This window comes from Mesorhizobium sp. M0145, assembly GCF_040322355.1.
Taxonomy (GTDB): domain Bacteria; phylum Pseudomonadota; class Alphaproteobacteria; order Rhizobiales; family Rhizobiaceae; genus Mesorhizobium.
Genome location: NZ_JAMYTK010000007.1, coordinates 128708 through 152763, shown reverse-complemented (window position 1 = coordinate 152763; position 24056 = coordinate 128708). Strand labels below are relative to the sequence as shown.

Sequence of the window (24056 nt, the reverse complement as noted above, 5' to 3'; positions counted from 1 at the left end):
TCGTCAGCATAGCATGGAATTGTTTGCTATTCGGTCGCATTCGACCGGGAGGCGGTTCGCTCCCGGAAGCTCCGAAACGCCGTGCTGCAATTATCTGCATATGTGTTAATATATTGTGGTCATGCGCATTGGTGCGTGGCCAAACATAAAATGGGAGGATGCGATGAAAACCATAAATCGCAGGTCTGCAATCGCGCTTGGCGTGACGGCGGCAGCGGTAACGCCTTTGTTCACGCTGGCGGCTGCTGCAAAGGTCAAGAAATACGGCCCGAAGGAAGGCAAGGAGATAGCCCCCGGCGTCAGATTGGTCGAGGTCGGCACCGGCAATTCCGATATCCCCGCTTACAAGAGCATCTCAATTGTCGATATAGTCTTTCAGCCCGGAGCAGCCGCCCCTCAAATGGTGATGGACAACGACATGGTCTGCACCATTGCTGCCGGTGAATTCACGATCAAGAAGGCGGACAAGGAATTCAAGCTCAAGGAAGGTGACGTGTACACCTGCTCCAAGGGCAAGACCGACGAGGCAGCCAACACCAGCAAGGTGGTCGGCATCCACCGCATCGCCGTCTTGATACCTGCCTAGCGCCTGCCGACGAAAACCGGCCCGCGTCCTCTTCGGAGACGCGGGCCTTTTGATGACGTGCGTGGCCTTGAGCGGTTCATCGTTTCACCGCTTCGACCCGGTCGACTTCGTCCAAGTGTGGTGAGGCTCATGCTGTTCATGGTTTTCCTCCCGATTTTTATTTATGAGCGGTTCTCCCTCCGCCCGCTTTGAAAGGGTGCGATTATATTAGAGATCGCGCAAGTTTCTGGCTGACTGCTGGCCGGTATAGGGGCCTGCATTGGCGGATTGGCAATCCGGCAGCGCGCTGAGCGTTTTGGAGTTCACGAAACGGCCCGGTGCTCTTCCCGAGCTGCCTCCCAGACCTCGCGCGCCGCATCTGCATTCACTGCCGCGATTCCCAGGCCGACGATCAGATCCGGCCACGCCGAGCGCCACAGGAAGGCCGTCACCAATCCGGCCAGTATGATCGCAATATTGGCGACCGCATCGTTGCGGGCCGAGAGGAATGCCGCCCTGGTAAGACTGCCGCTGTGATGGCGGTAGCGCGCCAGCATGTAGGCGCATGACAGATTGACCGCCAGAGCGCCCAATCCCGCCAGTGTCAGCGCCGTTGGCTGCGGCGGCACCGGCATGTTGAACTTTTCCCACGCGGTCCACAGAGTCGCCAGGCCCGGCACCAGCAGGATAAGCGCCAGCGCCATGCCGACCCGCGAGCGGGCACGCAGCGACCATCCCATGGCGAGCAGTATGAGGAGATTGACCGAGGCATCTTCCAGAAAATCGACGCTGTCGGCGAACAGCGACACCGAGCCGATCGCCAGCGCGACGGCGAATTCAATGCCGAAATAACCCAGGTTCAGCAGTGCGACGACAAGCACCACCCGGCGAAGGCCGTCCGACGCAATGGCTTGCTGCATGGTCTGCCCTAACACGATGCCGTTGTCGCTCTTACCAGCTGCTCTTCCAACGCAACAGCCGCATGGCATTGGCCGTCACCAGCACCGTCGCCCCGGTGTCCGCGAGGATGGCGGGCCAGAGGCCGGTGATGCCGGCGATCGTCGTCACCAGGAACACTGCCTTCAGGCCCAACGCAATGGTGACGTTCTGCTTGATGTTGGCCATGGTTGCTTGGGACAGCCTGATCATGGCCGCAACGTCGCCGACGCGTCCATGCAGCACCGCTGCGTCAGCCGTTTCAAGAGCCACATCGGTGCCGCCGCCCATCGCAATGCCGACATCGGCCGCGGCAAGTGCCGGCGCATCGTTGATGCCGTCGCCGACCTTGGCTACCCTAAGCCCCTGCCCCTTCAACTCGCCGACGATGCGCTGCTTGTCCTCCGGGAGCAGTTCGGCGCGCACCTCGATGCCGAGCTGTTTGCCGATGGCAGCCGCCGTGCGCTTATTGTCGCCGGTTAGCATGACTGTCCTGATGCCTGCATTGGTCAGCGCCTTTAGCCCGGCGAAAGCATCCGGCCGGGGTTCGTCGCGCATGGCAATGAAGCCGGCCAACGCGTTGTCTACAAGCAGCACCGCCACTGACTTGCCTTCATCGTTCAATGCCACGATGCGTGCCGCCTGGTCTGCTGGCAGCAGGTTTATCTCGCCCGCCGCGACTGGCGATCCCAGAAACAGGTTCTTGCCGCCGACACGACCGATAACCCCTTTACCGCCGATCGCTTTGGCTTCGGCGGCAGGCGGCACGGGAATGTTGCCGGCTTTGGCCCTTTGGAGGATGGCCAAAGCGAAGGGATGGCTCGAGCCGATCTCAAGCGCTGCCGCCAGCGAAAGGATGTCGCGTTCACCGGCGCCCACCGCAACGAGATCGGTGACCTGCGGCTTGCCGAGCGTCAGCGTGCCGGTCTTGTCGAGCGCCACGGCGTTGATGGTCGCGAGCCCTTCCAGCACCGCCCCACCTTTCATCAGCAGGCCGCGCCGGGCTCCGGCCGAAAGCGACGCCGCGATCGCCGCCGGAACTGAAATGACCAGCGCGCACGGGCAGCCGATGAGCAGCAGCGCCAGCCCCTTGTATATCCATTCGTTCCAATCGCCGCCCAAGAGCAGCGGCGGTGTGGTGGCCACGAGCGCCGCGACGGCGACAACGCCGGGCATGTACCAGCGCGAAAAGCGATCGATGAAGCGCTCGGTCGGCGCCTTGTTTTCCTGCGCCTCCTCGACCAGCTTGATCACGCGTGCAATCGTGTTGTCTGCGGCGGTCGCCGTCACCTTGACGCGCAGCACGCCGTCGCCGTTGATAGTGCCGGCAAAGACCGTGTCGCCGACGTCCTTGCGCACCGGCACGCTTTCACCGGAGACGGGTGATTCATCGATGGCGCTCCCGCCTTCGGTGATCTCGCCGTCAGCCGGAATCCGGTCGCCCGGCCGCACGAGGATGATGGCGCCCACAGCCAGGCTTTCGGCCGGCACCTCGCGGGTCTGGCCGTCTTTCTCGACGAACGCGGTTTTGGGAACGAGGGTCGTGAGCGCTTGAATACTGGACCGTGCGTTGCCGGCCGCAACCCCTTCGAGCAACTCGCCGATCAGGAACAAGAAGACCACCGTCGCCGCTTCCTCGCCGGCACCGATGATGACGGCCCCAGCCGCCGCCACAGTCATCAGCATTTCGATTGTAAACGGAATGCCTGCCGCTGCGGCCATGGCCGCTCGGCGCGCGATCGGCGCCAGGCCGAGCAGCATTGCGGCGATGAAGGCCCACGGGCCGGTCGCGGGCCAGGCGTAATCAATCGCGAAAGCCACGGCCAAGGCGACCCCGCTGGCGATGGCCAGGCGGCCCTTGGCGCTGTCCCACCATAGCTCCGACGCCGGCGCATCATCGTTATCATGTAACCCCGCTACGTTCTCGTCGTGATTGCGCCTTCCGTCGGCATGGTTGTCGGCGGATTGATCGGACGCCGGCGTCCCAGACTTGGAGGTCAGCGGAGCGACGGCGTAGCCGAGGCCGGTGACCTTCCTCTCGATCGCGCCGAGATTGCTTTCGGGAGTATGAGTGACCGTCAGAGTGCCCGCCGAAACGGATACGTTGATGTCCTGAACACCAGGCATCCGCCGCACGGCCGTATCGATTTTGCTGGCGCAACCGGCGCAATCCATGCCTTCCACGCGGTAGCGGGTCTGTTGTTTGGTCGCAGCCATGGTGAACCTCTTGTATCTTCGAGCGCGACGCTACATCCTCTAGCGACTAGAGGAGCAAGCGAAAATGCCAGCAGGTATGACCATCGGTGAAGCGGCCCGACACAGTGGCGTGAAGGTTCCAACCATCCGCTACTATGAGCAGATCGAGTTGCTTCCTGCCCCTGCCCGCAGCGAAACCAATCGCCGGCATTATGAAGCGGCAGACTTGCGCCGGCTCGCCTTCATCAGGCACGCGCGCGAGTTGGGGTTCGGGATCGAAGCCATCAGGGCGCTGCTGACGCTGCAGGATAATCCCAGCCAGCCTTGTGCGACCGCCGACGCCATTGCCCAGGCGCGTCTTGCCGACGTGGTTCAGCGGATACGCAGCCTTACAGCGTTGAAAGCCGAGCTGGAGCATATGGTCGAAGGCTGCCGGCACGGAAAAGTCTGCGAATGCCGTGTCATCGAGGTGCTGGCGGATCACGATAAATGCGAGCATCCTCACCATTGATTTGCCAGAGCAGAGCTCGCGTCAGCCCCGATGTCGCGGCATCCGGAGCTTGCAAAAGCCGCATTTTACGGTCAACCTGAGCGGATGATGGCACGCCTGTCACCAAAACACCTCCTGGTCATGCTTCTCGCGGTCATCGTGACCGCCGGGTTCAGCCTGTCCGCCGCTCAGGCTGCCGTCATGTCGGCCAGGATGGCAGTCGACGGCCGCCTGACCATGGCCGCGGATACCGGCACCACCGACGCCGACATGGCCAAGATGGCCGATGCCAGGGACGGTGACTGCAACGCTTGCCTCAAGGGCTCGGCCGGCAATGACAAACCGATGCAATGTGCGCCGACCTGTGTCGCACCGGTTCTGGCGGTGCTGCCGGAGGCTCTCCCCGTGACGGGACTGCCGCAAGCCGAGCTGCCGTCGGCGCTTCCCGCCCCGTTCCTGCACGGGCGAAGTCTGCTGCCCGAGCCATTCCCTCCAAGACCCAGCGCTCTCGTCTGACGCCGTTTCTGCCGTTCCACGGCTGATTAGCGGCGTTTGATCGCCCGGTTGCGCGTAACTGCGCAGCGGGCGCGGTAGCAATTCAATCGACGTCGCGACGTTCGCCGTCGGTTACCGCAGGGGTCACAAAAGTGAATTCCGTTTCAAATCCGTTCATAACGCGCCGCAAATTCCTGCTTGCGGCAGCGAGCATTGCCGCCGCAGTGCCGATCCGCCCTGCGCTGGCGATGGCCACCGGCGAATACCGGATCAGGGTGGCGCCGAGCCAGGCACGGTTCGCCGGCCCTGATGGTCCGCGCACTCCGGTATGGGCCTATGATGGCACGGTCCCCGGCCCGACACTGCGCTTACGCCAGGGGCAGCCCGCTCGGATCATCGTCGAGAACGGACTGGACGAAGACACCACGGTTCACTGGCATGGCATCCGGCTGCCGAACGCCATGGATGGCGTGCCCGGCCTGACGCAGAAGCCGATCAGGCCAGGTGAAAATTTCATCTATGAATTCACCCCGCCCGATGCCGGCACCTTCTGGTATCACCCGCACGCCAACAGCCTGGTCCAGCTCGGCCGTGGCCTTGCCGGCGCTCTGGTCGTCGAGGAGGTCGAGCCGGTCGCCGTCGACCGTGACATTCTGTGGCTGCTGCAGGACTGGCGGCTTGCGGCCGATGGGCAGATCGCCGGCGGCTTCGGCAGTGCCATGGATGCGTCGATGTCGGGCCGCGTCGGCAATGTCGTCACCGTCAACGGCACGGGGCCAGGCGATCGGAGCGTGAAGGCCGGCGAGCGCGTCAGGCTGCGGCTCGCCAATGCCTCGCTTGCCCGCATGATGGCGCTGCGCTTCGAAGGCCACCGTCCGGTCGTCGTCGCCATCGACGGCCAGCCCTGCGATCCGCATGAACCGGAGGGCGGTCGCCTGGTGCTGGCGCCCGCCATGCGCATCGACATCGTGCTCGACATGCAGGGCCACCCCGGTAGCCGCCACGCGGTGATCGACGATTTCTACGACGGCCTCGCCTATACGCTGACCACGCTGGCCTATGACGCAGCGCCGCCGCTGAGAACCCATCCGCTCGACACGCCTGTCGGCCTGCCGCGCAACCCCTTGCCCCAGCCCGACCTCGCTGGCGCCGAGCGCCAGGAGATCGTCTTGCAGGGCGGCATGATGGGCGGCGGCAAGCTCAAGGGCGTCGGCGGCATGATGGGCATGGGGATGATGGGCATGAACGGCGGTGCGGCCTGGGCGATCAACGGCATGTCGATGACCGGCGACGGCCATGCCGGCATGGCGCCGCAGTTCACGCTGAAACGCGGTGTGACCTGCCATCTCACCATGCGCAACGAAACCGCCTGGTGGCACCCGATGCATGTCCACGGCTTCAGCCTGTCGGTCATCTCGCGCAACGGCTCGCCGGTGCCGCACCGGCAATGGCAGGACACGGTGCTGCTCGCCCCCAAGGATACGATCGAATGCGCCTTCGTCGCCGACAATCCAGGCGACTGGATGCTGCACTGCCATGTCGCCGATCACCAGATGGCCGGCCTGATGACGACGTTCCGCGTGACCTGAAACTTTTATCCAACCAAGGAGAACTGCAATGAAACTGACCTACCGCCTTGCCGCACTGTCCCTGCTGATCGCAACGCCGCTGCCTGCCTTCGCCGCAACGATCAACGCCGTCATGTACAAGAACCCGCAATGCAGCTGCTGCGAGTCCTACGCCAACTATCTCGAGCACAACGGCTTCAAGGTCGACATCAAGCCGGTCAACAATCTCTCCCAGATCAGCAGCGATGCCGGCGTGCCGGCCGACCTCGAAGGCTGCCACACGCTGATGGTCGACGGCTATATCGTCGATGGCCTGGTGCCGGTCGAGATCGTCAAGAAGCTTTTGACCGAGCGCCCTGCCATCACCGGCATAACGCTCGCCGGCATGCCGGCTGGCGCCCCAGGCATGGGTGGCGAGAAGCAAGGCCCCTTCGTCGTCTACGCCTTCACCAAGGACGGCAAGGCGCCCACCGTCTACGCGACCGAGTGAGGACATTGTGAGCAAACTAGCCATGGTCCTGGTTGGCATGCTGCTGGCGTTTTCGTGGCCGGTATCAGCCGCTGAGCCGCCGCAGAACTTTGCCGTTCACGAGGCGCCCGTCCCCGTGCCGGAAATCAGCTTCGAGGATGGCAATGGCAAGCCGAAAATGCTTGCGGATTTCCACGGCAAGGTCGTGCTGCTTAACGTCTGGGCGACATGGTGCGCGCCCTGCCGCAAGGAGATGCCGACGCTCGATCGCCTACAGGCCAAACTCGGCGGTCCGGATTTCGAGGTCGTCGCGCTGTCCATGGACCGCGCCGGTCCTGAGATTGTGAAGAAGTTCTTCGCCGACATCGGCATCAAGCACCTCGCCCTCAACATCGACGTCTCGGGCAGGGCCATGTTCGCCATCGGAACCGTCGGCCTTCCGGCAACCCTGCTGGTCGACCGCGACGGCAAGGAGATCGGCCGGCTGATTGGGCCGGCCGAATGGGACGCCCCCGACATGGTCGACTTCATCCGCAGCCGCATCGCCGCCAAGTGAGAAAGGGACAGATATGTTCGGGCTAAAGGCTCGCTGCGTTGCATCGGCTTTGAACGAATGGAGGTGCTTGCTGCTAAACGTAATTGCCATTGCGGCGCTGACCGCGGGCTTTTCGTATCAGGCGCAAGCCCACTCGCTCGACGAAATCGACGCCACGCTTGAGGCCGACGAGAAATATTTCCAGCCGATCGACAAGCCGGCGCCTGATTTCACGCTGCGCACCGCCGACGGGCGTGTCGTGCGGACGGCCGATCTGCGCGGCAAGGTGGTCGTCCTCCACTTCATCTACACGTCGTGCCCGGATGTGTGCCCCCTTCATGCCGAGAAGATCGCCGAGATCCAGAAAATGGTGAACGGCACGCCGATGAAGGACCGGGTCAGCTTTGTGACCATCACCACCGACCCGACCAGGGACACGCCGGACGTGCTCAGCAAATACGGGCCGGCGCACGGGCTCGATCCCGTCAATTGGCTGTTCCTGACCACGATGGAGGATCAGCCGGAGGATGCGACCCGCAGACTGGCGGAGGCCTTCGGCCACAAGTTCACGCTGACGGATGATGGCTATCAGATGCACGGCACCATCACCCATGTGATCGACAAGGAGGGCCGCTGGCGGGCGAATTTCCATGGCCTGGATTTCGCGTCGGTCAATCTCGTCACATTCGTCAATGCGCTTACCAACAATGTCGAGCGCCCGCACCATGAGCAGGAAACGGGATGGTGGGCGAAAATCAAGGGCATGTTCTGAGGCATCATTCGCGCGTGCCGGCGGTCCGGCGAAACAGAGGGAAGGAGAACCCTGTGACCCACAAGTCCAATCCATTGAGCGGAGCCGTCGGCAAAATGGCCCGTGCCGTCATGCTGGCCGGCGCGACGATCTGGCTCGCGCTCGGTCTCCACAATCAGGCGATCGCCGCGGGCGAGATGTCCCAGGACCAGTTCGACCAGCGCATTCACGACTACATTCTTGCGCATCCCGAGGTGCTCGTGCAGTCGCTGCAGAGACTCGACGCCCGCCAGCGCGAGGCTGCCGCAAAAGAGGCGAAAGCCGCTTTGACGGACAAGGCGGACGAGATTTTCCGGGACCCGGCGAGCCCGGTCGGCGGCAACGCCGAAGGCGACGTCACCATGGTCGAGTTCTTCGACTACAACTGCCCCTATTGCCGGCAGGTTGCGCCGATCATGGCGCAAGCAATGGCCGACGATCCGCAGCTCAAGATCGTCTACAAGGAATTCCCGATTCTCAGCACGGATTCCGTATTTGCTTCCAAGGCGGCTCTCGCCGCAGTGCGCCAGGGCAAATACATGGCGTTCCACAAGGCCTTGTATGCGGTGAAGACGCGGGTGACCGAAGCGGTCGTGCTGAAGGTGGCTGCCGACGTCGGTCTCGATGTGGCTAAACTGAAGACCGACATGCAGCAGCCGGATATCCAGGCGTCGATCGACCGGAATACGCAACTGGCCCAGGCGCTGAAGATCAGCGGAACGCCAAGCTTCGTCGTTGGCGAGCAGATTTTCCCCGGCGCGACCGACCTCGCAACGATGAAGAAACTGATCGAGCAGGCGAGGACCAGCAAATGAGCCGAATATTTTGCCCAAACCGACGGACGGTTGTTCTGGGGAGCGCCTTTGGCGCCGCTGCGGTCGTGAGCCTGCTCAAGGGGCCGGATTTGGCGATCGCCGCTGAGGATCCCGATCTGGCACGCCGTTTCAGATATCTCAGCCAGAACGGCAACAGCACGTGTTCGACCAAGTTCACGGAATCGATCGCGACCATGCCGGCGATGTCGCGGATCACGGGCTCGTGCTGCAGCCCAATGGAGACGAAGCGCTATGCCGAGCAGGTGAGCGGCCTGGCCAGGTACCGCGAGATCGCGATGATCCCAAGCGATCCGTACGATATTCCGGCCGGCATCGCACAGAAGATGATGCCCTACTACGATGTGAAACTCTCCGGCGAAGAGCAGCAGGCCTACGACTATGCGATGGCCAATTCCAACGAGAAAGGCCCATGCTGCTGCCAATGCTGGCGCTGGAAAGTGTATGGCGGGCTGGCGAAGTTCCTGATCCGCGAGCACGGTTTCACCGGCAAGCAGGTCGTCGACGTCTGGGATCTCTCAGACGGTTGCGGCGGAGGAGAGTAGAGCCGGCGACAACTCGGCTGCGGTTCAACAAGCGCTCTCAACCTGTTCTACCTTCTTGAAAGGAGCGCTTGACCTTCCGGTGGCTGGAACCGTTAGGCTCATTGCTAACTTCCGGAGGTCGTCCAATTGCGGACCGAACCATGAATTTCGAAAGGCAGCTACTGGCCCTGTTAGAGAGGCATATCGCAAGGCAGATCAGATGTCGCGGAACACTTGCTGCGGGCGCTGGAGGCGCTGGATTAAAGCCTTGCCCTTTCGGAGTTACCGCGCGGTCAGCATGTTCTGACAGAAGCCTATTATGAACTCGTTCGTCGATAGCGTTGAACGTGCCTTGATTGACCGGCAAGCCACTGCCTTCGTGGGCTGATCGAGTTCGCCTTGACGGGCGTACATGGCGAACTAGTTCCCCTCGCAATCGCCGGTGGCAGCGGCGGCGGGAGGGATGATTGTGATGATGATGGACGGTTCAATGTGGATGATGGGCGGCATGGCGCTCATTTGGGTCCTGGTGCTTGTCACCCTCGTGCTCGCGATCGCGGCGCTGGTCAAATATTTGCGAACCTGACGGCATAGGCAGTCGGGGTCAAAAGAGCAAAAAGGGCGGAAAGTTGTAGTCGTCATCGGAAGCAGCAGCGTCATCGGGTCGGCGTCGGAACTGGTCCGGCCCCTCGGCTCTTAACGTCTGTCGCCTTCGGCCCTCTCAGGAGTGGCAAATCGCCGGCTATGAGGTCTGGATGGCGAAGCGCAAAGACACGGTTATTGTTACCGGCAGCACCGGCTTCATCGGCTCGGCTCTGGTCAACAGCTTCGCCGACCGGTTTGCTCTCGTCGGCCTCGACCGGGCGGCGACGCGTCAGCCGCCGCCGGCCGCGGAGTGCGTCTGCATCGACCTGACATCGGAGGACGCCGTGGCAGCCGGTTTGGCGCGCGTGCGGACGGCCTATGGCGCCCGCCTCGCCTCGGTGATCCATCTTGCGGCCTATTTCGATCTCACAGGCGAACGGAACCCGCTCTACGAAGAGATTACGGTTGGCGGCACCGAGAAGCTCCTGCGCGCCCTGAAACAATTTGAGGTCGAGCAGTTTGTCTTCATGAGTTCGATGCTGGCGCACAAGGGTGGCCGACCGGGCGACATCATCGATGAGGATTGGCCGCTCGAATCGAACCTACCCTACCGCACCTCGAAGATCGAGACCGAGCGCCTGATCCATGAGCAGCACGGGGCGATCCCTGTCGTCTATGCCAGGCCGGCCGGCGTCTATGATGATCTCGGCCGTAACGCATTCCTCGCCAATCAGATTGCGCGTATCTACGAAGAGGATCCGACCGGGCATGTATATCCGGGTGACCTGCGCACAGGGCAGTCGTTTCTGCATCTGGAAGACCTCACCGATGCGGTGGCGCGCCTTATAGATCGGCGGAAGAAACTTCCCACGGAGCTGGCGCTGCTTCTCGGCGAGCCTGAGGTCATGGGCTACGGCGAACTTCAAGCCGAGATTGGTCGGTTGATCCGTGGCGAGAACTGGGAGACACGGGAGGTGCCGAAGGCGCTCGCCAAGGCGGGTGCCTGGGTCCAACAGGACGTGCTGGGCGAAGAATCATTCGTTCGTCCCTGGATGGTCGATATCGCCGACGACCACTACGCGATCGATATCAGCCGTGCCCGCAATGTCCTCGGCTGGCAGCCCCGGCATTCCCTGCGCGAGACGTTGCCGCGGATCGTCGACGCGCTCAAGGCAGATCCCGCCGGCTGGTATCGGGCCAACAAGCTCAACGCCGCCAAGGTGGCCGGCAGCGGAACAAAAGCGCGAGAGAAAGACAAGGCGTTCGAGGCCAAACACGACAAGATGAAACCCGGACACATGGCCGAGATGGCGGGGATGGGCAAGCAGATGCTCTGGGCTCATTTCCTGGTCATCACGCTTGGCGTGTGGCTCCTCACCAGCCCGCTTCAGTTCGCGCTGTTCGATCCGGCGGCGGCCGGCACTGTGCGTGACGTCACGCAAGAGCGTGGACTGTGGGAACCGGTGCTGCGCAACGCGCTCACCGGCTGGAGCGACATTGTCTCGGGCTTGCTGCTGATGCTGTTTGGCGGGCTCGCACTGTCGCCGCGTTTTTCCTGGGCGCAATGGGGCACGACGATCGCCGGCCTGTGGCTGCTCTTCGCGCCGCTGTTCTTCTGGACGCCGAGCGCCGCCGCCACCATGAACGACACGATCGTCGGCGCGCTGGCCATCGCTTTCTCGGTGCTCGTCCCGATGATGCCGGGCATGAGCCACGAAGGGATGATGGACGAGAGCACCGTTCCGCCTGGCTGGACCTACTCGCCGTCATCCTGGCTGCAGCGCCTGCCGATCATCGCGCTCGGTTTCTTCGGTTTCCTCATCGCCCGCTATCTCACTGCCTACCAGCTCGGCCATGTGGGTGCTGTCTGGGAGCCGTTCTTCTCCGGCGGAGACGGCAGGAACGGCACGGAATTCATCATCACATCCGACGTTTCTCAAGCCTGGCCAGTCGCTGATGCCGGGCTTGGCGCCGTGGCCTATATGATCGAAACCCTGATGGGCGCGATGGGCACGGCGACCCGCTGGCGCACCATGCCCTGGATGGTGACCTTCTTCTTCATCCTGGTGGTGCCGCTCGGCGGCGTCTCGATCTTCTTCATCATCATCCAGCCGATCATGATCGGCACCTATTGCACACTGTGCCTCATCGCGGCGGCGGCCATGCTGGTCATGATCCCGCTGACGCTGGACGAGGTGGTCGCCATGGGCCAGTACATGCTGCGCAGCGTGCGGGCAGACCGTCCGTTCTGGCGCACCTTTTTCCAAGGCGGGCCGGAGCCGAACGGCGAGGCGGACAAGAACGATCCCGGCTTTTCCGCCGCGCTTGCCGCACAGTCCGCCGCAGCCATTCGCGGTGTCACGTTTCCATGGACGCTGGTCGCATGCTGTATCGTCGGCGGTTGGCTGATGGTCTCGCGGCTGGTCTTCGGCACAGCCGGCGCCATTGCAAACAGCGATCACCTCTCGGGCGCCATGATCATCACGATCGCGGTCTGCGCCATGGCCGAGGTGGCACGGCCGTTGCGTTTCCTCAACCTGCCGTTCGGGTTATGGCTGATCGCAGCGCCCTGGCTGCTCGACGGCGCGACCAGAGGTTCGACATTGAACAATGCCGTTGCAGGGCTAGTTGTGATCGGCCTCAGCCTGCCTCGGGGGCGCCGAAGCAAGGAGCACTACGGCTCATGGGACCGCTATGTCGCCTAGACGAAGCCTGGAACCGGCTTGGTCTTGCCGCTCAGTTGCGCGCCCAGCGTCAGTGCCTGCGGGAAATTCCGGACGATCGCCGCCATCAAGGTGGCGCTGCCGGGGCGAAGGGCAATTCCGGCAACGGCCGCGGCGGCGTAGACCCGGGTCGAAAACAGTCTATTCCAGGCCGCCTCGTAGCGTCTGGCGGCAGCCTCGCGCCCTGCTCGGCCACTTGGCGCGCATTCGAGTTCGCAAGCCAGCAGCCAGCCGGACTGAAGCGCCATCGAGATGCCCTCGGCGATGACAGGATGAGACTCTCCGGCTGCATTGCCGACGCGGAAGATGTCCCCTTCGTAGCACGAGCGAATTCCCGGCCGGATCGGACCTGCGGCAAGCCACGGACCGTCGAGGAGAGCCGGTTCCAGGGCGTCCCGCACGCCCCGGCATGAATTCAGGAGATGCCGGGAGACCGCATCGGCGGCCGACACGTGGCTCCGTTGTTTGGGGCCATATTGTTTACGCAGCCGCGCGAGCATATCGCGCCGGATGCAGCACGAGATCGACAACCGGCCATGATCCGCCGAAACCATGCCGCCATAGCCGCCGGGGAAGGCCAGCAGAGGCATCAAATCCGGCGCCAGCGACGACCCGGTGAAATGCGCCTTGAAGCCGAGTAGGTCCGACGGGCGATTGGCCTTTCCGAGCTGGCTGGGCAATGGTCCCGGTTCCCAGGAGCCGTGAGCGGCGACAATCACCGGCGCACGCAACATCGCCGCTTCATCCCCGGCCTGAATTCGCACCCTTTGCATCTCACCGTCCGGCTCGATGGCGACGGCGCGGCAGGGTTGAAAGATTTCGACACCCGCCGATCGCGCCGCTTGCAAAAGCAGAGAGTCGAGAATGTCCCGGCCGAGCGCCCGGCCGAAGCTGTCTTTCCCACGAGGCCCAGCTCCTGCACGTGGCATTGCCGCCTCGACGCAGGTCTCGCCGGAAAACAAGCCGACGCGGCGGATTTCGGGGCCGGCATTGGTACGCCAGGCATCGCCGATCTCGAGCCGGTCGAGAAGCGCAAGATTGCTTGCCGAGATGTATTCGCCGCAGACCTTGCGGCGCGGAAATGCGCTTTTTTCCACAATTGCCACGGCCCATCCGCGCCGGGCCAGCGTGAGCGCGACGGAGGTGCCCGCCGGGCCGGCACCAATGACAATCGCGTCATGAGTCGACAATCGCGTCATGACTCGACACTGGCACTGGCGCCGACGAAGATGTGGGAAAACAGGCCGGCGCGCCGCTCCTCGACCGGTTTGCCGTTGGCCGCAAGCCAGAGACGGGAAAGCTCGCTGCCGCGAAAGCCGGCACGCACGCTTTGCGCCGCGTCGTTTCGTGTGACGTCGTTGGCGCCGATTGCCGGCAGAAGACGGGTCGCGGCCAGCGGCAGTTTCGCCCGCAGCGGCTCTGTCGCGATGAGCAACGGGGCTTTCGGCCTGATCAGCGAAAACAGACGCACGAGCTGCGCATTGTCGAGGTGATGCAGGAACAGATTGACGGTGACGGCGTCGAACGGCGCACCCTCGATCTTTCCTGCCCAGTCGAAGACATCGGCGGTGACGCCTTCGGCCTTCCATCCCAGCCTGTCAAAATCACCGCGCAATTGCGCGGTGACGAGGCCGACGCGGTCGAGCATTACCAGTTCGACCCCGGGCCAATGCGTGGCCATGCGCCGCGCCACCGCCAGCATGAAGGAGCCGTCGCCGGCGCCGATCTCCAGGATGCGGCGTGGCGGCGTTGGCACGAACCTCCTGAGCAACGACGTCATGATCGGCACCTGAAACATCAGCATATTGATGCGCCGAAGGTCGCGGCGCGCGGCCAGCGCTCGCGGATCTTCGGCCGCAAGTCCGTCGAGGATTTCCGGCGCGAGCTGCCGGTGCTCCAGGCCGCTCATGACACCGTTCGAAAGAGCATGGTTTCGGCCGTCAGCCCGGGTCCGAACGACATGCCGCAGCCGAGCAGGCCGGGTGGCGCCTTCAACATCTCCTTCATCACGAACATGACGGTCGCCGACGACATGTTCCCATACTGGCGCAACACCTCGCGCGATGGTTCCAGCGCGGTGGGCTCCAGTTCCAGGGCCCTTTCGACGGCGTCGAGCACCGAACGTCCACCCGGATGCACGGCCCAAAGGTCGATTGCCTCGGTCGGCCGGCCGCCGAGCATGGCGGCCTGGCTGTTCCGCAACGCCTCATGAATCGCTGCCGGCACCTGGCCGGAAAGAACCATTTCGAAGCCGTGGTCGCGAATATTCCAGCGCATCAGATCCCGCCGCTCCCTCGCCACCAGACAGTGAAAGCTATCGAGCTCGATGCCGGCCGGCTCGGCGGTAATGAGCGTGGCCGCGCAGCCGTCGCCCCAGAGGCAGAACGACAGCAGTTTTTCCAGTTCGGTGGTTTCGCGCAGATGCATCGTGCAGAGCTCGATATTGACCAGCAGGATCTTGGCCTGCGGGTCCGAGCGGACGATGTGACGGGCCAGCTTGAGGCCGTTGATCGCCGCGTAGCACCCCATGAACCCGATCATCGTGCGTTCGACACTATCGGGCAGCCCGCAACGCGCAATCAGCTCCAGATCGATGCCCGGCGCCGAAAAGCCGGTGCAGGTGGTGACGATCAAATGGGTGATGCGGGAAGCGTCGTCGCCAAGCTGCAATCCGTCGATGCCCTTTTGCGCCAGAACAGGTGCGGCATCGTCGAACATCGCCATTCTCATGGCCGTTCCGGGAAACGCGCCCCGGATGAAGGTCCCGGCCAGGTCGGCAGTTTGTCCTTCGGGGTCGGACGCCGGCGCAAAGCAGGAATAGCGGTGCTCGATGCCGGCAAGATCGGCCATGCGTTCGAAGATCCTCCGGCGATCGGCTGCGAGCATGGAGGCCGCGAAACGCAGGTAGAATTGATGAACCTCGTGCTCCGGCACCGCCGTCGCGATCCGGTTGATATAGGCGTTGACGGGCATATTCTGTCTCCTCGGCGTGTGCACGGTGTAACGTGCCGCCGGAGGGTCCTTGCTCATCGGCACCCGGTGTCGAACACCGGGTTTTGAGCGCTGTTCGATAAACGTTTCCGAAAACTGATTTCTTCCCGAAGGTTTAGTCTGCGCTGTTGGCAGGCAAACGGTTGGAGCGGGCGGGCGGTTGCGTCGGGCATCCAAAATCGCCACATCATGTTGACCTTCCATCTACTGGAAGGTCTATTTCCTCCGACAAAGGAGATTTCCACCATGAACATCGGTATCGCATCCGAAAAATCCGGCCTGCCGGCCAAGACGATCCGTTACTACGAGGATATCGGGCTCTTGCATCCGGCTCGGACAGACAATGGCTATCGCGATTACTCGACGGCCGATATTCACCGGCTGCGCTTCCTGCAGCGCTCGCGAAGCCTGGGGTTTTCGGTCGACGAATGCCGCCAGTTGCTCTCGCTGTATCAAGACAGGGAACGTGATAGCGCCGACGTGAAGGAGATCGCGAAAGCCAAGCTGGTGGAGATCGACAGGAAGATCGCTGAACTGGTCGGATTGCGCGGCTTGCTCCACCATCTGGTCAGTCACTGCCACGGCGACGAGCGGCCGGATTGCCCGATCATCGACGAGCTGGCAGGACAAGGCGTGGCCCAGTGAGGCTCGCAGCCGCTGTAACGGTGCTGTCGCTTGCCTGCGTCTCTGTCGTGCTCGCTGCCGCCCATTCGAGCCGTGATGCGATCATCGAGGCTCGCCAGGCCTCGATGAAGGAAATGGCCGCGGCGGCAAAGGCGATCGCTGGGATGTTCGACGGCAAGCAGGCGTACGACGCCGCAGCCTTCAGGGCGGCGGCCGAGACCATCCGCGCCCGCACCGGCCCTGCCCTGATTGCCGAATTCCCCAGCGCGACATTGGGAGCGCCTTCAGGCGCCAAGGCGGATATCGACCCCGCCCGCGCGGAGTTCGAAGGGCTGGCACGCCACATCGGAACGCTGGCCAGCGCCCTGGCCTCCGACGCCGAGCGGGCACCACCGCATATCACCGACGACATGAGAATGGGTTCCGGCCTGGCAATGGGCGGTGGCAGCCTGCTTGGCAAGCGACCATCACTCGCGGAAGCCGATCCCACTAAATTGCCGGCGGAGCACCTCCTGCATCTCATCTTGCAGGATTGCTCGAGCTGCCATTCGAAGTTCAGGCAAAAGGTCGAGTGATAGCGTCAGCTCCGCTGCAGCTGACCCGCCATGAAATTGCGCCAGCCGCCGAAATGCGAGATCTCCTTTGCATCGGTGAGGCCGGCACTTTCGACGAGAAAGCCCTTCGGCGACGTTCCGTCATCAAGCAGAAGCGTCCCGATGCCGAGCGGCGGCGGGATCGCGGCAACAAAGCGCCCGAACGCTTGTGGCGAGAGCCGCCAGACTTCGACCTCGATCGCTGCCCCCTTGCCATTGCAGCTGCGCTCGAGCCCCGGTCGCGACACCGACTGGCCGGCGAGCGCATAAAGCCGGTAGAGCGGCGCCGTTCTTGCCGCCCGGGCGAAAATCGCGCCGAGCTGCTGCAACTGGCCGTTCAGCGCCATCCCCGATAGATGCGCGCCGACCACGGCCAGCTCGATCGTGCCCTCGTCCACGTCCACGCGAACATCGCCACGCGGCGGCAGCGGCCAGCCTGTAGCGCCCAGCGCAAGGCCGCTTGCCGCATGGACATCCTGCGCAAGCGACGCCGTCAGATGGTCCTTGCCCGCCGCGGCAAGCAAGGTGACGCTCATCGGCAAACCGTCGCTACGAATTCCGGCCGGCACGGCTATGCCGCACATGTCGAGCAGATTGACGAAGTTGGTGTAAGTGCCAAGCCGGCTGTTGGTGACGATGGGGTCTGCCAACACCGCTTCAACCGTGTAATGCGTCGGCGCGGTCGGCACACAGAAAAGATCGACCGAGGCGATGACCGGCGCAAGCCTGGCCTTATAGCCTTGCAAGGCATAGAGCCCGTTGAAAGCGTCCGCGGCTGAAAGTTTTCGCGCGCCGCCGATGATCGTTCGCGTCACCGGATGCATGGCGGCCTCGTTGGCTTCCATGAAGCCCTTGATCGCGGCATAACGCTCGGCCACCCAGGCGCCTTCGTAGAGCAGGTTGGCGGTGGCGTAGAAATCACCGAACGGGATTTCGACCAGCCGGCAGCCCAGCGTCTCCAGCGAGGCAAGAGCGGCCTCGAAACCCGCCTGCATCGCCTCGTCGCCGAAGAAGGTCCAGTCCGCCCTAGCCGGCACGCCGACAGTCAGCACCGGCGGGCGCGCGGCAAGGCCCTGGACGCCGAGGTCTCGCGAATAGGGGTCGGCGTCGTCCTTTGCCGCCGCCGCCTCGAACACGCGGTAGGCGTCATCGACGGTGAACGCGAAGACCGAGATGCAGTCGAGCGTGCGGCAGGCCGGCACGACGCCGGCGGCCGACAGCGCGCCGACGCTCGGCTTCAGCCCGACGATGTTGTTGAGGCCGGCGGGAATGCGCCCAGAACCGGCGGTGTCGGTGCCGAGCGCGAACGAGACGATGCCGCGCGCGGTTGCGACGGCCGAGCCGCATGAGGAGCCGCCCGGCACCAGTTTCGGGTCGATCGCATTCCTCGGGATCGGATAGGGCGTGCGCACACCGACCAGGCCGGTGGCGAACTGGTCGAGGTTGGTCTTGCCGACGACCAGCGCGCCGACGGCCTTGAGCCGCGCGACGACGGTGGCGTCTTTCGCCGGCAAGTAGGCATATTCCGCACAAGCCGCCGTGGTCGGCATGCCGGCAACATCGATGTTGTCCTTGACCGCGAACGGCACGCCCCACAGCGGCTTTGCCGCGGGATCGAACGGGCCGAGCTTTTCCGCCTCGGCAAGCAACTCCGCCCTGCTCGCCAGATGGATGAAGATGCCGGGGTCATCGGCCGCCGCGAGCCGCGCATGGACCGTATCGATCATCTCGCCGATGCTGACGCCGGCCTGAAAGGCAGCGTGCAGGCTCGCTATGTCGAAGCGGATGTCGCTCATTAGGCAACCTCGCCCAGAATGACTACCGGCAGGTTCCACTGGATGAGCACGACGCAGCCATCCTTCGTCCACACCGAGTGTTCGGTTCCGACCGGGTTCAGGATCACGCTGCCCGCGGCATAATCGCCGTTCTCGTCGCTCTGTGTGCCTTCCAGCACGATGATCGTTTCCAGCCCGGCATGGCGATGACGCGGCACGCCGGCGCCCGGCCGGTAGTTCAGGATCGCCACCGACGGTTCCATCGGTCCACCCTTGAGCAGCCAATGCACCGTGATGCCTTCGCGAAAAGGCTCGAATGGCAGATCACGCCAGCCCCCTTGAATGAGAGCCTGGTATGCAATGTTAGGCATTGGAAAGTCCCTCGAGCACCTGGTCCGTCGTTGCCGTCCAGCCGACGATGGCGCCCTGCGCCCTGATCATGGCAAGGGCTGCCGCCTTGAACTCCGGAAAATAGCTCTCCGTCGCATCCTCGGCGAGCAGGCATTCATAGCCGCGGTCGTTGGCCTCGCGCATCGTCGTCTGCACGCAGACCTCCGTCGTCACCCCGGCAAAGACCAATTGCTGTGCGCCAAGCCGCTTCAGGTCATCGCCGAAGCTGGTGGCATAAAACGCCCCCTTGCCCGGCTTTTCGATGACGATCTCGCCAGGCAGTGGCGCAAGTTCATCGAGGATCGCCGTTCCCGGCTCGCCGACAATCAGCACGCGACCCATCGGCCCGACATCGCCGATCCTGATCGACGGATTGCCGCGATTGCGCTTGGCCGGCGGCAGATCCGAAAGGTCTGCCTTGTGGCACTCCATCGTGTGGATCACCGGCAGGCCGGCGGCGCGAAACCCCTCGATCAGCCTCTTCACCGTCGGCACGATCGCCGTGACCCGGCTGACGTCATTGCCGAGGCTGGCGCCGAAGCCGCCAGGTTCGGCAAAGTCGCGCTGCATGTCGATGACGACCAGCGCCATCGCCTCGGGCTTGAAGGAGAACGGAAACGGCAGCGCCTCGATCTTCGCCATCAATGATGTCCCGCCATGTGCTCGCCGATCGTCTGCACGCTCGCCTGCGCGATCGGCGTCTCGTAGACCAGCGCGCCGTCCGACATGACGAAGATGCGGTCCGAGAGCTCGAGCAGCTCATCAAGGTCCTCCGACATAAGGAGCACGGCGGCACCGGCGTTGCGCGCCTTCATGATGCGGGCGCGTATTTCGGCGACGGCGGAGAAGTCGAGGCCGAAGCAGGGGTTCGACACGATGAGCAAATCGACCTCGCCGGTCAGTTCCCGCGCCAGCACCGCGCGCTGCACATTGCCGCCCGAGAGCGACGAAATCGGCGAAGCGAGGGATGCCGTCTTGACCTTGAACTGTTGGACCAGAAGGGCCGCGTAGTCCCTGATCGCACTCATCCTGATCCAGTTGACCGGCTTGCCGGCCTCGTTGAGGTCGAAGGTCCGGAAGGCCATGTTTTCCGCCACCGTCATCTTCGGTGCGCAGGCATTGCGCAACGGCTCCTCCGGAATGAAGCGGACATTGAGCGTGCGCGCCTCGCTGCGGCTGGCACCATAGGGCGAGCCTTTCACCAGAACGTCGCCGCAATTGCGCGCCCGCTGTCCGGCAAGGACTTCGAGAAACTCCTTCTGGCCGTTGCCGGAGATGCCGGCAATGCCGACGATCTCACCCGACTTCACATCGAGTTCGCCGATGTCGATGGTTTTCAAGCCGGTGCGGTCGGGCGCCTTCAGCGACTTTACCGTCAGCACCTGCCTGGCGCCGGCCGGCACCGGGGCGCGGCTGTCGAGCGCGGCGATCGGTTGGTCGCCGATCATCATCGCCGCCATCTGCTTGTGGGAAAGTTCGGAGACCTTTCCGGTTCCGGTCAGCCTGCCCTTGCGCAGCACGGTGATATCGTCGGCAAAGGCCGTCACCTCGTGGAATTTATGCGAGATCATCAGCACGGTGAGGTCGCCGGTCCTGGTCATGTCGCGCACCAGGCCAAGCACTTCGTGTGCCTCGCCGGGAGTGAGCACCGAAGTCGGCTCGTCGAGCACCAGGAAACTGCGGCCGAGATAGAGCTGCTTGATGATTTCGAGCTTCTGCTTCTCGCCGGCCGCAAGTTCCGCCACCTTGACGTCGAGCGGCAGCTTGAACGGCATACGCTGCATGAATTGCGCAAGTGCGGCGCGCTCCTTGCGCCAGTCGATGACGCCGGGCACCTTCTCGCGCGAAATGACCAGGTTCTCCGCGCCGGTCAGCGACGGGACGAGCGTGAAATGCTGGTAGACCATGCCGAGCCCCAATGCCGAGGCATCCTTCGGACTGGCGATCGCGACCTCGCGGCTATCAACCAGCATGTCGCCGGCGGTCGGATGGTAAAAACCCATCATGCATTTGACCAGCGTCGACTTGCCGGCGCCGTTTTCGCCGAGCAGCGCATGGAACGATCCCGCCGGCACCTTGATCGAGACGTCGTCCAGCGCGGTGAACGCGCCGAAGCGCATGGTCATGCCGATGGTCTCGACGCCGACGGCCTTTTTGCCGGTGGTTCCGTTCAAGATCGTCTCCTCACGGCAGTTGCGCGACTAAGGATGCCGAGTTCGACACCGCGCCGAACACCCCGCCCTGCATCTTGATCATCTTGATCGCAGCGAGATGGTTGCCGTAGTCGGTTGCGCCGCAGCAATCCTCCAGCATGACGCATTCGAAGCCGCGATCATTGGCCTCGCGCATCGTCGTGTGGACGCAGACATCGGTGGTGATGCCGGTCAGCACGATGTTTTCGATTCCGCGCTGGTGCAGGATCAGTTCGAGGTCGGTGGCGCAGAACGAGCCCTTGCCCGGCTTGTCGATGATCGGCTCGCCAGCCGCCGGATAGAGGTCGGGGATGATGTCCCAGCCGGCTTCGCCGCGCACCAGGATGCGCCCGCAAGGCCCGGGGTCGCCGATGCCGGCATTGATGCGGCGCGAGCGCCAGCGCTTGTTGGCCGGCAGGTCGGCGAGATCGGGCCGGTGGCCCTCGCGCGTGTGGATGATGGTGTAGCCCTTGGCCCGCATGGCTGCGAGCACCGACTTGATCGGACCGATCGGCGCCCGCACCAGCGAAAGATCGTAGCCCATATGATCGACATAGCCGCCCGGCCCGCAGAAATCGGTCTGCATGTCGATGATGATCAATGCCGTATTGTCCGGCCGCAGCTCGCCATTATAGGGCCATGGATAGGGGTCGGCATCGATGTAGCGCTGGGTGATCTCGGCTCTGGCGTTCATCGGAAAAACTCCAGTCATTTGGTGATCGACAACTCGCCCGGCGCGCCGGCAAGCGAGCGGTTCGGCGACGAGGTGGCGATCATGATAATGAGCGTGAGGATGTAAGGTGCGGCGTAGAAGAGATAGTAGCCCTGCGTCACCCCGACCGACTGCAACGCGGGGCCCAGCGCGCCGGCGCCGCCGAACAACAGTGCCGCGGCAAAGCAGCCGAGCGGGTTCCAGCGCGCGAAGATAACCAGCGCCACCGCCATCAGGCCCTGCCCCGACGAGATGCGTTCGGTCCAGCTGCCGGGATAATAGAGCGACAGATAGGCGCCGCCGATGCCGGCGAGCGCACCGCCGACACCTGTCGCAAGCAGGCGCACGGTGTTGGGATTGAGGCCCATGGCGCGCGCCGCATCGGAGCTGTCGCCGACGACGCGCACGATCAGGCCGGCGCGCGTATTGCGGAAGGCCCACCATAGGAACACGGCAAGTGCGGCACCAATCAGGAACAGGATGTTGACGTTGAGCGCCGCCTGCACCTGCGGGATATCCGACCAGCCACCGAAGGCGATGGCCGGCAGGTCTGGTGCCGAGGGCTGGATGAACGGCTTGCCGAAGAAGAAGGCGAGACCGGAGCCGAACAGCATAAGCGCGATGCCGATGGCGATGTCGTTCACCCCGCGGAATTTGCAGATCCAGCCGTGGAACAGCCCGAAGCAAAGACCGGCACCTGCGGCAGCCAGCAGGCCGAGCCATGGCGAGCCGGTCATCACTGCGACCGCATAGGCGGTCATTGCGCCGAAGACCAGCGTGCCTTCGAGGCCGAGATTGATGCGGCCTGAGCGCTCCGTAATGGCTTCGCCGAGCGAGACGAAGATGAACGGCGTCGAAACGCGGATGGCGCCGCCGAGGATGGCGAGCGGCACGCCCCACAGGCCGATCTCGGTCGCGTCCATCAGGAGCCTCTCTTCAAGGGATCGGGCCTCTTCCACAGATCGGGATTGAAGATCTTGAAGCGGCCGTAAAAAGTTTCGCTGAACAGGATGACCACGAAGAGCATGCCTTGCAGCACCAGCACGGTGGCGTCGGGCAGGTCCATGCGGCGCTGGATCAGCCCGCCGGAAGCGCCAATACCGCCGAGCAGGAAAGCGACCGGGATGATGGCGAGCGGATTGTGGCGGGCGAGGAAGGCGACGAGGATGCCGGTATAGCCATAGCCGGCGGCGAGCGAGGCGTTGGCGCTGCCTTGCACGGCGCCGACCTCCAGCATGCCGGCTAGCCCGGCAAAGCCGCCGGCGAGCCCGGTGAAGCCGACGATCAGCGGCCCGACGGCAAGCCCTTGTACCTGGGCTGCCCTGACATTGCCGCCGGCGATGCGGGCGGCAAACCCCCAGCGCGTCTTTTCGATCAACAGCCAGGACAGGACGCAGGCGACGATGCCGACGACGAGGCCCCAGTGCACGTCCATGCCTGGAATGTTGCCGATGCGGTAGGCATCCGCCAGCGGCTCGGTCGAGGGTTTGTTGAGTGAGGCCGGATCGCGCAGCGGCCCTTCGACCAGATGGTTCATCAGCGCGATGGCGATATAGGCCATCAGCAGGCTGGATATGGTTTCGTTGACGGCGCGGTAGTGGCGGAGTGCGCCGACGGCACCGATCCAGATCCCGCCGGCGACCACGCCCGCCACGCCCATCAGCAGGATGACCATAAAAGCCGGCGCGCCATTCGCCGCGACGCCGATGGCGGCGGCTGCAACGCCGCCCAGCACGATCGCGCCTTCGCCGCCGATGACGACAAGGCCGAGCCGGGCCGGCAGCGCCACGCAGAGCGCTGCCAGCAAAAGCGGTGCTGCCCGCGACAGCGAGTTCTGGATCGAGAACCACGAACCGAAGCCGCCGCGCCACGTCGTCTCGTAGAGTTGCACCGGCGACTTGCCGACCAGCGCGATGAATAGGCTGAACAGCACCATGCCGACGATCAGCGCCGCGAGCGGTATGACGAAGGCTTCCGCCCGCCGCGCCGCCCATTCGAGCGCCGCCGGATAATTCCTGGCGCCAAACAGCGCCGGTGCGCCCGCTGTGCCGACCGTGTCTGCCATGGCCC

General features: G+C 63.8%; 24 protein-coding genes. 12 read left to right on the top strand and 12 right to left on the bottom strand.

Annotation, left to right across the window (positions count from 1 at the left end; translation table 11 throughout):
- The first annotated feature begins 163 nt into the window (after positions 1–163).
- Positions 164–586: a cupin domain-containing protein gene (locus tag NKJ28_RS13730; protein ID WP_031211929.1), complete on the top strand. Its 423-nt coding sequence runs from the start codon at positions 164–166 to the stop codon at positions 584–586.
- A gap of 302 nt (positions 587–888) precedes the next feature.
- Here the strand turns inward: NKJ28_RS13730 and NKJ28_RS13725 are convergent, their stop codons facing one another.
- Both NKJ28_RS13725 and NKJ28_RS13720 read right to left on the bottom strand, forming a co-directional pair.
- Positions 889–1485, bottom strand: a complete 597-nt coding sequence (locus NKJ28_RS13725; RefSeq protein ID WP_023677235.1) for a cation efflux transmembrane domain-containing protein — start codon at positions 1483–1485, stop codon at positions 889–891.
- A 31-nt stretch (positions 1486–1516) separates the two neighbouring features.
- The gene (locus NKJ28_RS13720) at positions 1517–3718 is read right to left on the bottom strand and encodes a heavy metal translocating P-type ATPase (protein ID WP_352635979.1); all 2202 of its coding nucleotides are present in this window, start codon (positions 3716–3718) and stop codon (positions 1517–1519) included.
- 76 nt (positions 3719–3794) lie between these two features.
- Here NKJ28_RS13720 and NKJ28_RS13715 point away from each other — a divergent pair, with 76 nt between their 5' ends.
- From NKJ28_RS13715 to NKJ28_RS13675, 9 genes are all read left to right on the top strand, one after another.
- Positions 3795–4208 (top strand): MerR family transcriptional regulator, encoded by a 414-nt coding sequence (locus NKJ28_RS13715; RefSeq protein ID WP_023677233.1) that lies wholly within the window; start codon positions 3795–3797, stop codon positions 4206–4208.
- 87 nt (positions 4209–4295) lie between these two features.
- Entirely contained in the window at positions 4296–4703 is a 408-nt protein-coding gene (locus tag NKJ28_RS13710) for a hypothetical protein (protein WP_352635977.1), read from the top strand.
- Positions 4704–4834: 131 nt separating this feature from the next.
- Complete coding sequence (locus NKJ28_RS13705; RefSeq protein WP_352569090.1) at positions 4835–6271, top strand: multicopper oxidase family protein; 1437 nt, start codon at positions 4835–4837, stop codon at positions 6269–6271.
- Between the two features lie 28 nt (positions 6272–6299).
- A complete protein-coding gene (locus NKJ28_RS13700) occupies positions 6300–6740 on the top strand; it encodes a DUF411 domain-containing protein (RefSeq protein ID WP_352452325.1) in 441 nt (146 codons plus the stop codon).
- Positions 6741–6747: 7 nt separating this feature from the next.
- Positions 6748–7275, top strand: a complete 528-nt coding sequence (locus NKJ28_RS13695; RefSeq protein WP_352621413.1) for a TlpA family protein disulfide reductase — start codon at positions 6748–6750, stop codon at positions 7273–7275.
- A gap of 67 nt (positions 7276–7342) precedes the next feature.
- Positions 7343–8026 carry an SCO family protein gene (locus NKJ28_RS13690; RefSeq protein ID WP_502902184.1) on the top strand — a complete coding sequence of 228 codons (684 nt, stop codon included), beginning with the start codon at positions 7343–7345 and terminating at the stop codon, positions 8024–8026.
- A gap of 53 nt (positions 8027–8079) precedes the next feature.
- Entirely contained in the window at positions 8080–8859 is a 780-nt protein-coding gene (locus tag NKJ28_RS13685) for a DsbA family protein (RefSeq protein WP_352587248.1), read from the top strand.
- Positions 8856–9422, top strand: coding sequence for a hypothetical protein (locus tag NKJ28_RS13680; RefSeq protein ID WP_352569087.1), 567 nt, complete (start codon positions 8856–8858; stop codon positions 9420–9422). Before NKJ28_RS13685 ends, NKJ28_RS13680 begins: the two co-directional genes overlap by 4 nt.
- 734 nt (positions 9423–10156) lie before the next feature.
- The gene (locus NKJ28_RS13675) at positions 10157–12691 is read left to right on the top strand and encodes an NAD-dependent epimerase/dehydratase family protein (RefSeq protein ID WP_352635973.1); all 2535 of its coding nucleotides are present in this window, start codon (positions 10157–10159) and stop codon (positions 12689–12691) included.
- On the opposite strand, the gene NKJ28_RS13670 is transcribed toward NKJ28_RS13675, so the two are convergent.
- From NKJ28_RS13670 to NKJ28_RS13660, 3 genes are read right to left on the bottom strand one after another with little or no spacing between them, the layout of a single operon-like run.
- Positions 12688–13908: an NAD(P)/FAD-dependent oxidoreductase gene (locus NKJ28_RS13670; RefSeq protein ID WP_352635971.1), complete on the bottom strand. Its 1221-nt coding sequence runs from the start codon at positions 13906–13908 to the stop codon at positions 12688–12690. The genes NKJ28_RS13675 and NKJ28_RS13670 overlap by 4 nt on opposite strands.
- Entirely contained in the window at positions 13905–14618 is a 714-nt protein-coding gene (locus tag NKJ28_RS13665) for a methyltransferase domain-containing protein (RefSeq protein ID WP_352635969.1), read from the bottom strand. Before NKJ28_RS13665 ends, NKJ28_RS13670 begins: the two co-directional genes overlap by 4 nt.
- The gene (locus NKJ28_RS13660) at positions 14615–15682 is read right to left on the bottom strand and encodes a type III polyketide synthase (protein ID WP_023677219.1); all 1068 of its coding nucleotides are present in this window, start codon (positions 15680–15682) and stop codon (positions 14615–14617) included. Before NKJ28_RS13660 ends, NKJ28_RS13665 begins: the two co-directional genes overlap by 4 nt.
- A 264-nt stretch (positions 15683–15946) precedes the next feature.
- On the opposite strand from NKJ28_RS13660, the gene cueR reads away from it, so the two are divergent.
- Both cueR and NKJ28_RS13650 read left to right on the top strand, forming a co-directional pair.
- On the top strand, positions 15947–16345 hold the full coding sequence (gene cueR / locus NKJ28_RS13655) for a Cu(I)-responsive transcriptional regulator (RefSeq protein ID WP_031211920.1): 399 nt from the start codon (positions 15947–15949) through the stop codon (positions 16343–16345).
- The gene (locus NKJ28_RS13650; RefSeq protein WP_023677217.1) at positions 16342–16899 is read left to right on the top strand and encodes a cytochrome c; all 558 of its coding nucleotides are present in this window, start codon (positions 16342–16344) and stop codon (positions 16897–16899) included. Before cueR ends, NKJ28_RS13650 begins: the two co-directional genes overlap by 4 nt.
- A 5-nt stretch (positions 16900–16904) precedes the next feature.
- Here NKJ28_RS13650 and atzF read toward each other — a convergent pair whose 3' ends face one another.
- The 7 genes from atzF to NKJ28_RS13615 are packed head-to-tail and all read right to left on the bottom strand — an operon-like array spanning position 16905 to position 24051.
- Positions 16905–18713, bottom strand: a complete 1809-nt coding sequence (atzF, locus tag NKJ28_RS13645; RefSeq protein ID WP_352635966.1) for an allophanate hydrolase — start codon at positions 18711–18713, stop codon at positions 16905–16907.
- Entirely contained in the window at positions 18713–19063 is a 351-nt protein-coding gene (locus tag NKJ28_RS13640) for a cupin domain-containing protein (RefSeq protein ID WP_352635964.1), read from the bottom strand. Before NKJ28_RS13640 ends, atzF begins: the two co-directional genes overlap by 1 nt.
- Positions 19056–19724 carry a cysteine hydrolase family protein gene (locus NKJ28_RS13635; RefSeq protein WP_352635962.1) on the bottom strand — a complete coding sequence of 223 codons (669 nt, stop codon included), beginning with the start codon at positions 19722–19724 and terminating at the stop codon, positions 19056–19058. The genes NKJ28_RS13640 and NKJ28_RS13635 overlap by 8 nt, the downstream gene beginning before the upstream one ends.
- On the bottom strand, positions 19724–21208 hold the full coding sequence (locus tag NKJ28_RS13630) for an ABC transporter ATP-binding protein (RefSeq protein WP_502902186.1): 1485 nt from the start codon (positions 21206–21208) through the stop codon (positions 19724–19726). The genes NKJ28_RS13635 and NKJ28_RS13630 overlap by 1 nt, the downstream gene beginning before the upstream one ends.
- A 58-nt stretch (positions 21209–21266) precedes the next feature.
- Entirely contained in the window at positions 21267–21968 is a 702-nt protein-coding gene (gene biuH / locus NKJ28_RS13625) for a biuret amidohydrolase (protein WP_352635958.1), read from the bottom strand.
- A gap of 14 nt (positions 21969–21982) precedes the next feature.
- Entirely contained in the window at positions 21983–22909 is a 927-nt protein-coding gene (locus tag NKJ28_RS13620) for an ABC transporter permease (protein ID WP_023677211.1), read from the bottom strand.
- Positions 22909–24051: an ABC transporter permease gene (locus NKJ28_RS13615; protein ID WP_352635955.1), complete on the bottom strand. Its 1143-nt coding sequence runs from the start codon at positions 24049–24051 to the stop codon at positions 22909–22911. The genes NKJ28_RS13620 and NKJ28_RS13615 overlap by 1 nt, the downstream gene beginning before the upstream one ends.
- Positions 24052–24056 lie beyond the last annotated feature (5 nt).

Bases quoted from the DNA above. Each gene is read 5' to 3' on its own strand.
- NKJ28_RS13730 (WP_031211929.1), top strand. From the start codon at position 164: ATGAAAACCATAAATCGCAGGTCTGCAATCGCGCTTGGCGTGACGGCG.
- NKJ28_RS13725 (WP_023677235.1), bottom strand. From the start codon at position 1,485: ATGCAGCAAGCCATTGCGTCGGACGGCCTTCGCCGGGTGGTGCTTGTC.
- NKJ28_RS13720 (WP_352635979.1), bottom strand. From the start codon at position 3,718: ATGGCTGCGACCAAACAACAGACCCGCTACCGCGTGGAAGGCATGGAT.
- NKJ28_RS13715 (WP_023677233.1), top strand. From the start codon at position 3,795: ATGACCATCGGTGAAGCGGCCCGACACAGTGGCGTGAAGGTTCCAACC.
- NKJ28_RS13710 (WP_352635977.1), top strand. From the start codon at position 4,296: ATGGCACGCCTGTCACCAAAACACCTCCTGGTCATGCTTCTCGCGGTC.
- NKJ28_RS13700 (WP_352452325.1), top strand. From the start codon at position 6,300: ATGAAACTGACCTACCGCCTTGCCGCACTGTCCCTGCTGATCGCAACG.
- NKJ28_RS13680 (WP_352569087.1), top strand. From the start codon at position 8,856: ATGAGCCGAATATTTTGCCCAAACCGACGGACGGTTGTTCTGGGGAGC.
- NKJ28_RS13675 (WP_352635973.1), top strand. From the start codon at position 10,157: ATGGCGAAGCGCAAAGACACGGTTATTGTTACCGGCAGCACCGGCTTC.
- NKJ28_RS13670 (WP_352635971.1), bottom strand. From the start codon at position 13,908: ATGACGCGATTGTCGACTCATGACGCGATTGTCATTGGTGCCGGCCCG.
- NKJ28_RS13665 (WP_352635969.1), bottom strand. From the start codon at position 14,618: ATGAGCGGCCTGGAGCACCGGCAGCTCGCGCCGGAAATCCTCGACGGA.
- NKJ28_RS13660 (WP_023677219.1), bottom strand. From the start codon at position 15,682: ATGCCCGTCAACGCCTATATCAACCGGATCGCGACGGCGGTGCCGGAG.
- cueR (WP_031211920.1), top strand. From the start codon at position 15,947: ATGAACATCGGTATCGCATCCGAAAAATCCGGCCTGCCGGCCAAGACG.
- atzF (WP_352635966.1), bottom strand. From the start codon at position 18,713: ATGAGCGACATCCGCTTCGACATAGCGAGCCTGCACGCTGCCTTTCAG.
- NKJ28_RS13640 (WP_352635964.1), bottom strand. From the start codon at position 19,063: ATGCCTAACATTGCATACCAGGCTCTCATTCAAGGGGGCTGGCGTGAT.
- NKJ28_RS13635 (WP_352635962.1), bottom strand. From the start codon at position 19,724: ATGGCGAAGATCGAGGCGCTGCCGTTTCCGTTCTCCTTCAAGCCCGAG.
- NKJ28_RS13630 (WP_502902186.1), bottom strand. From the start codon at position 21,208: ATGACCATGCGCTTCGGCGCGTTCACCGCGCTGGACGACGTCTCGATC.
- biuH (WP_352635958.1), bottom strand. From the start codon at position 21,968: ATGAACGCCAGAGCCGAGATCACCCAGCGCTACATCGATGCCGACCCC.
- NKJ28_RS13620 (WP_023677211.1), bottom strand. From the start codon at position 22,909: ATGGACGCGACCGAGATCGGCCTGTGGGGCGTGCCGCTCGCCATCCTC.
- NKJ28_RS13615 (WP_352635955.1), bottom strand. From the start codon at position 24,051: ATGGCAGACACGGTCGGCACAGCGGGCGCACCGGCGCTGTTTGGCGCC.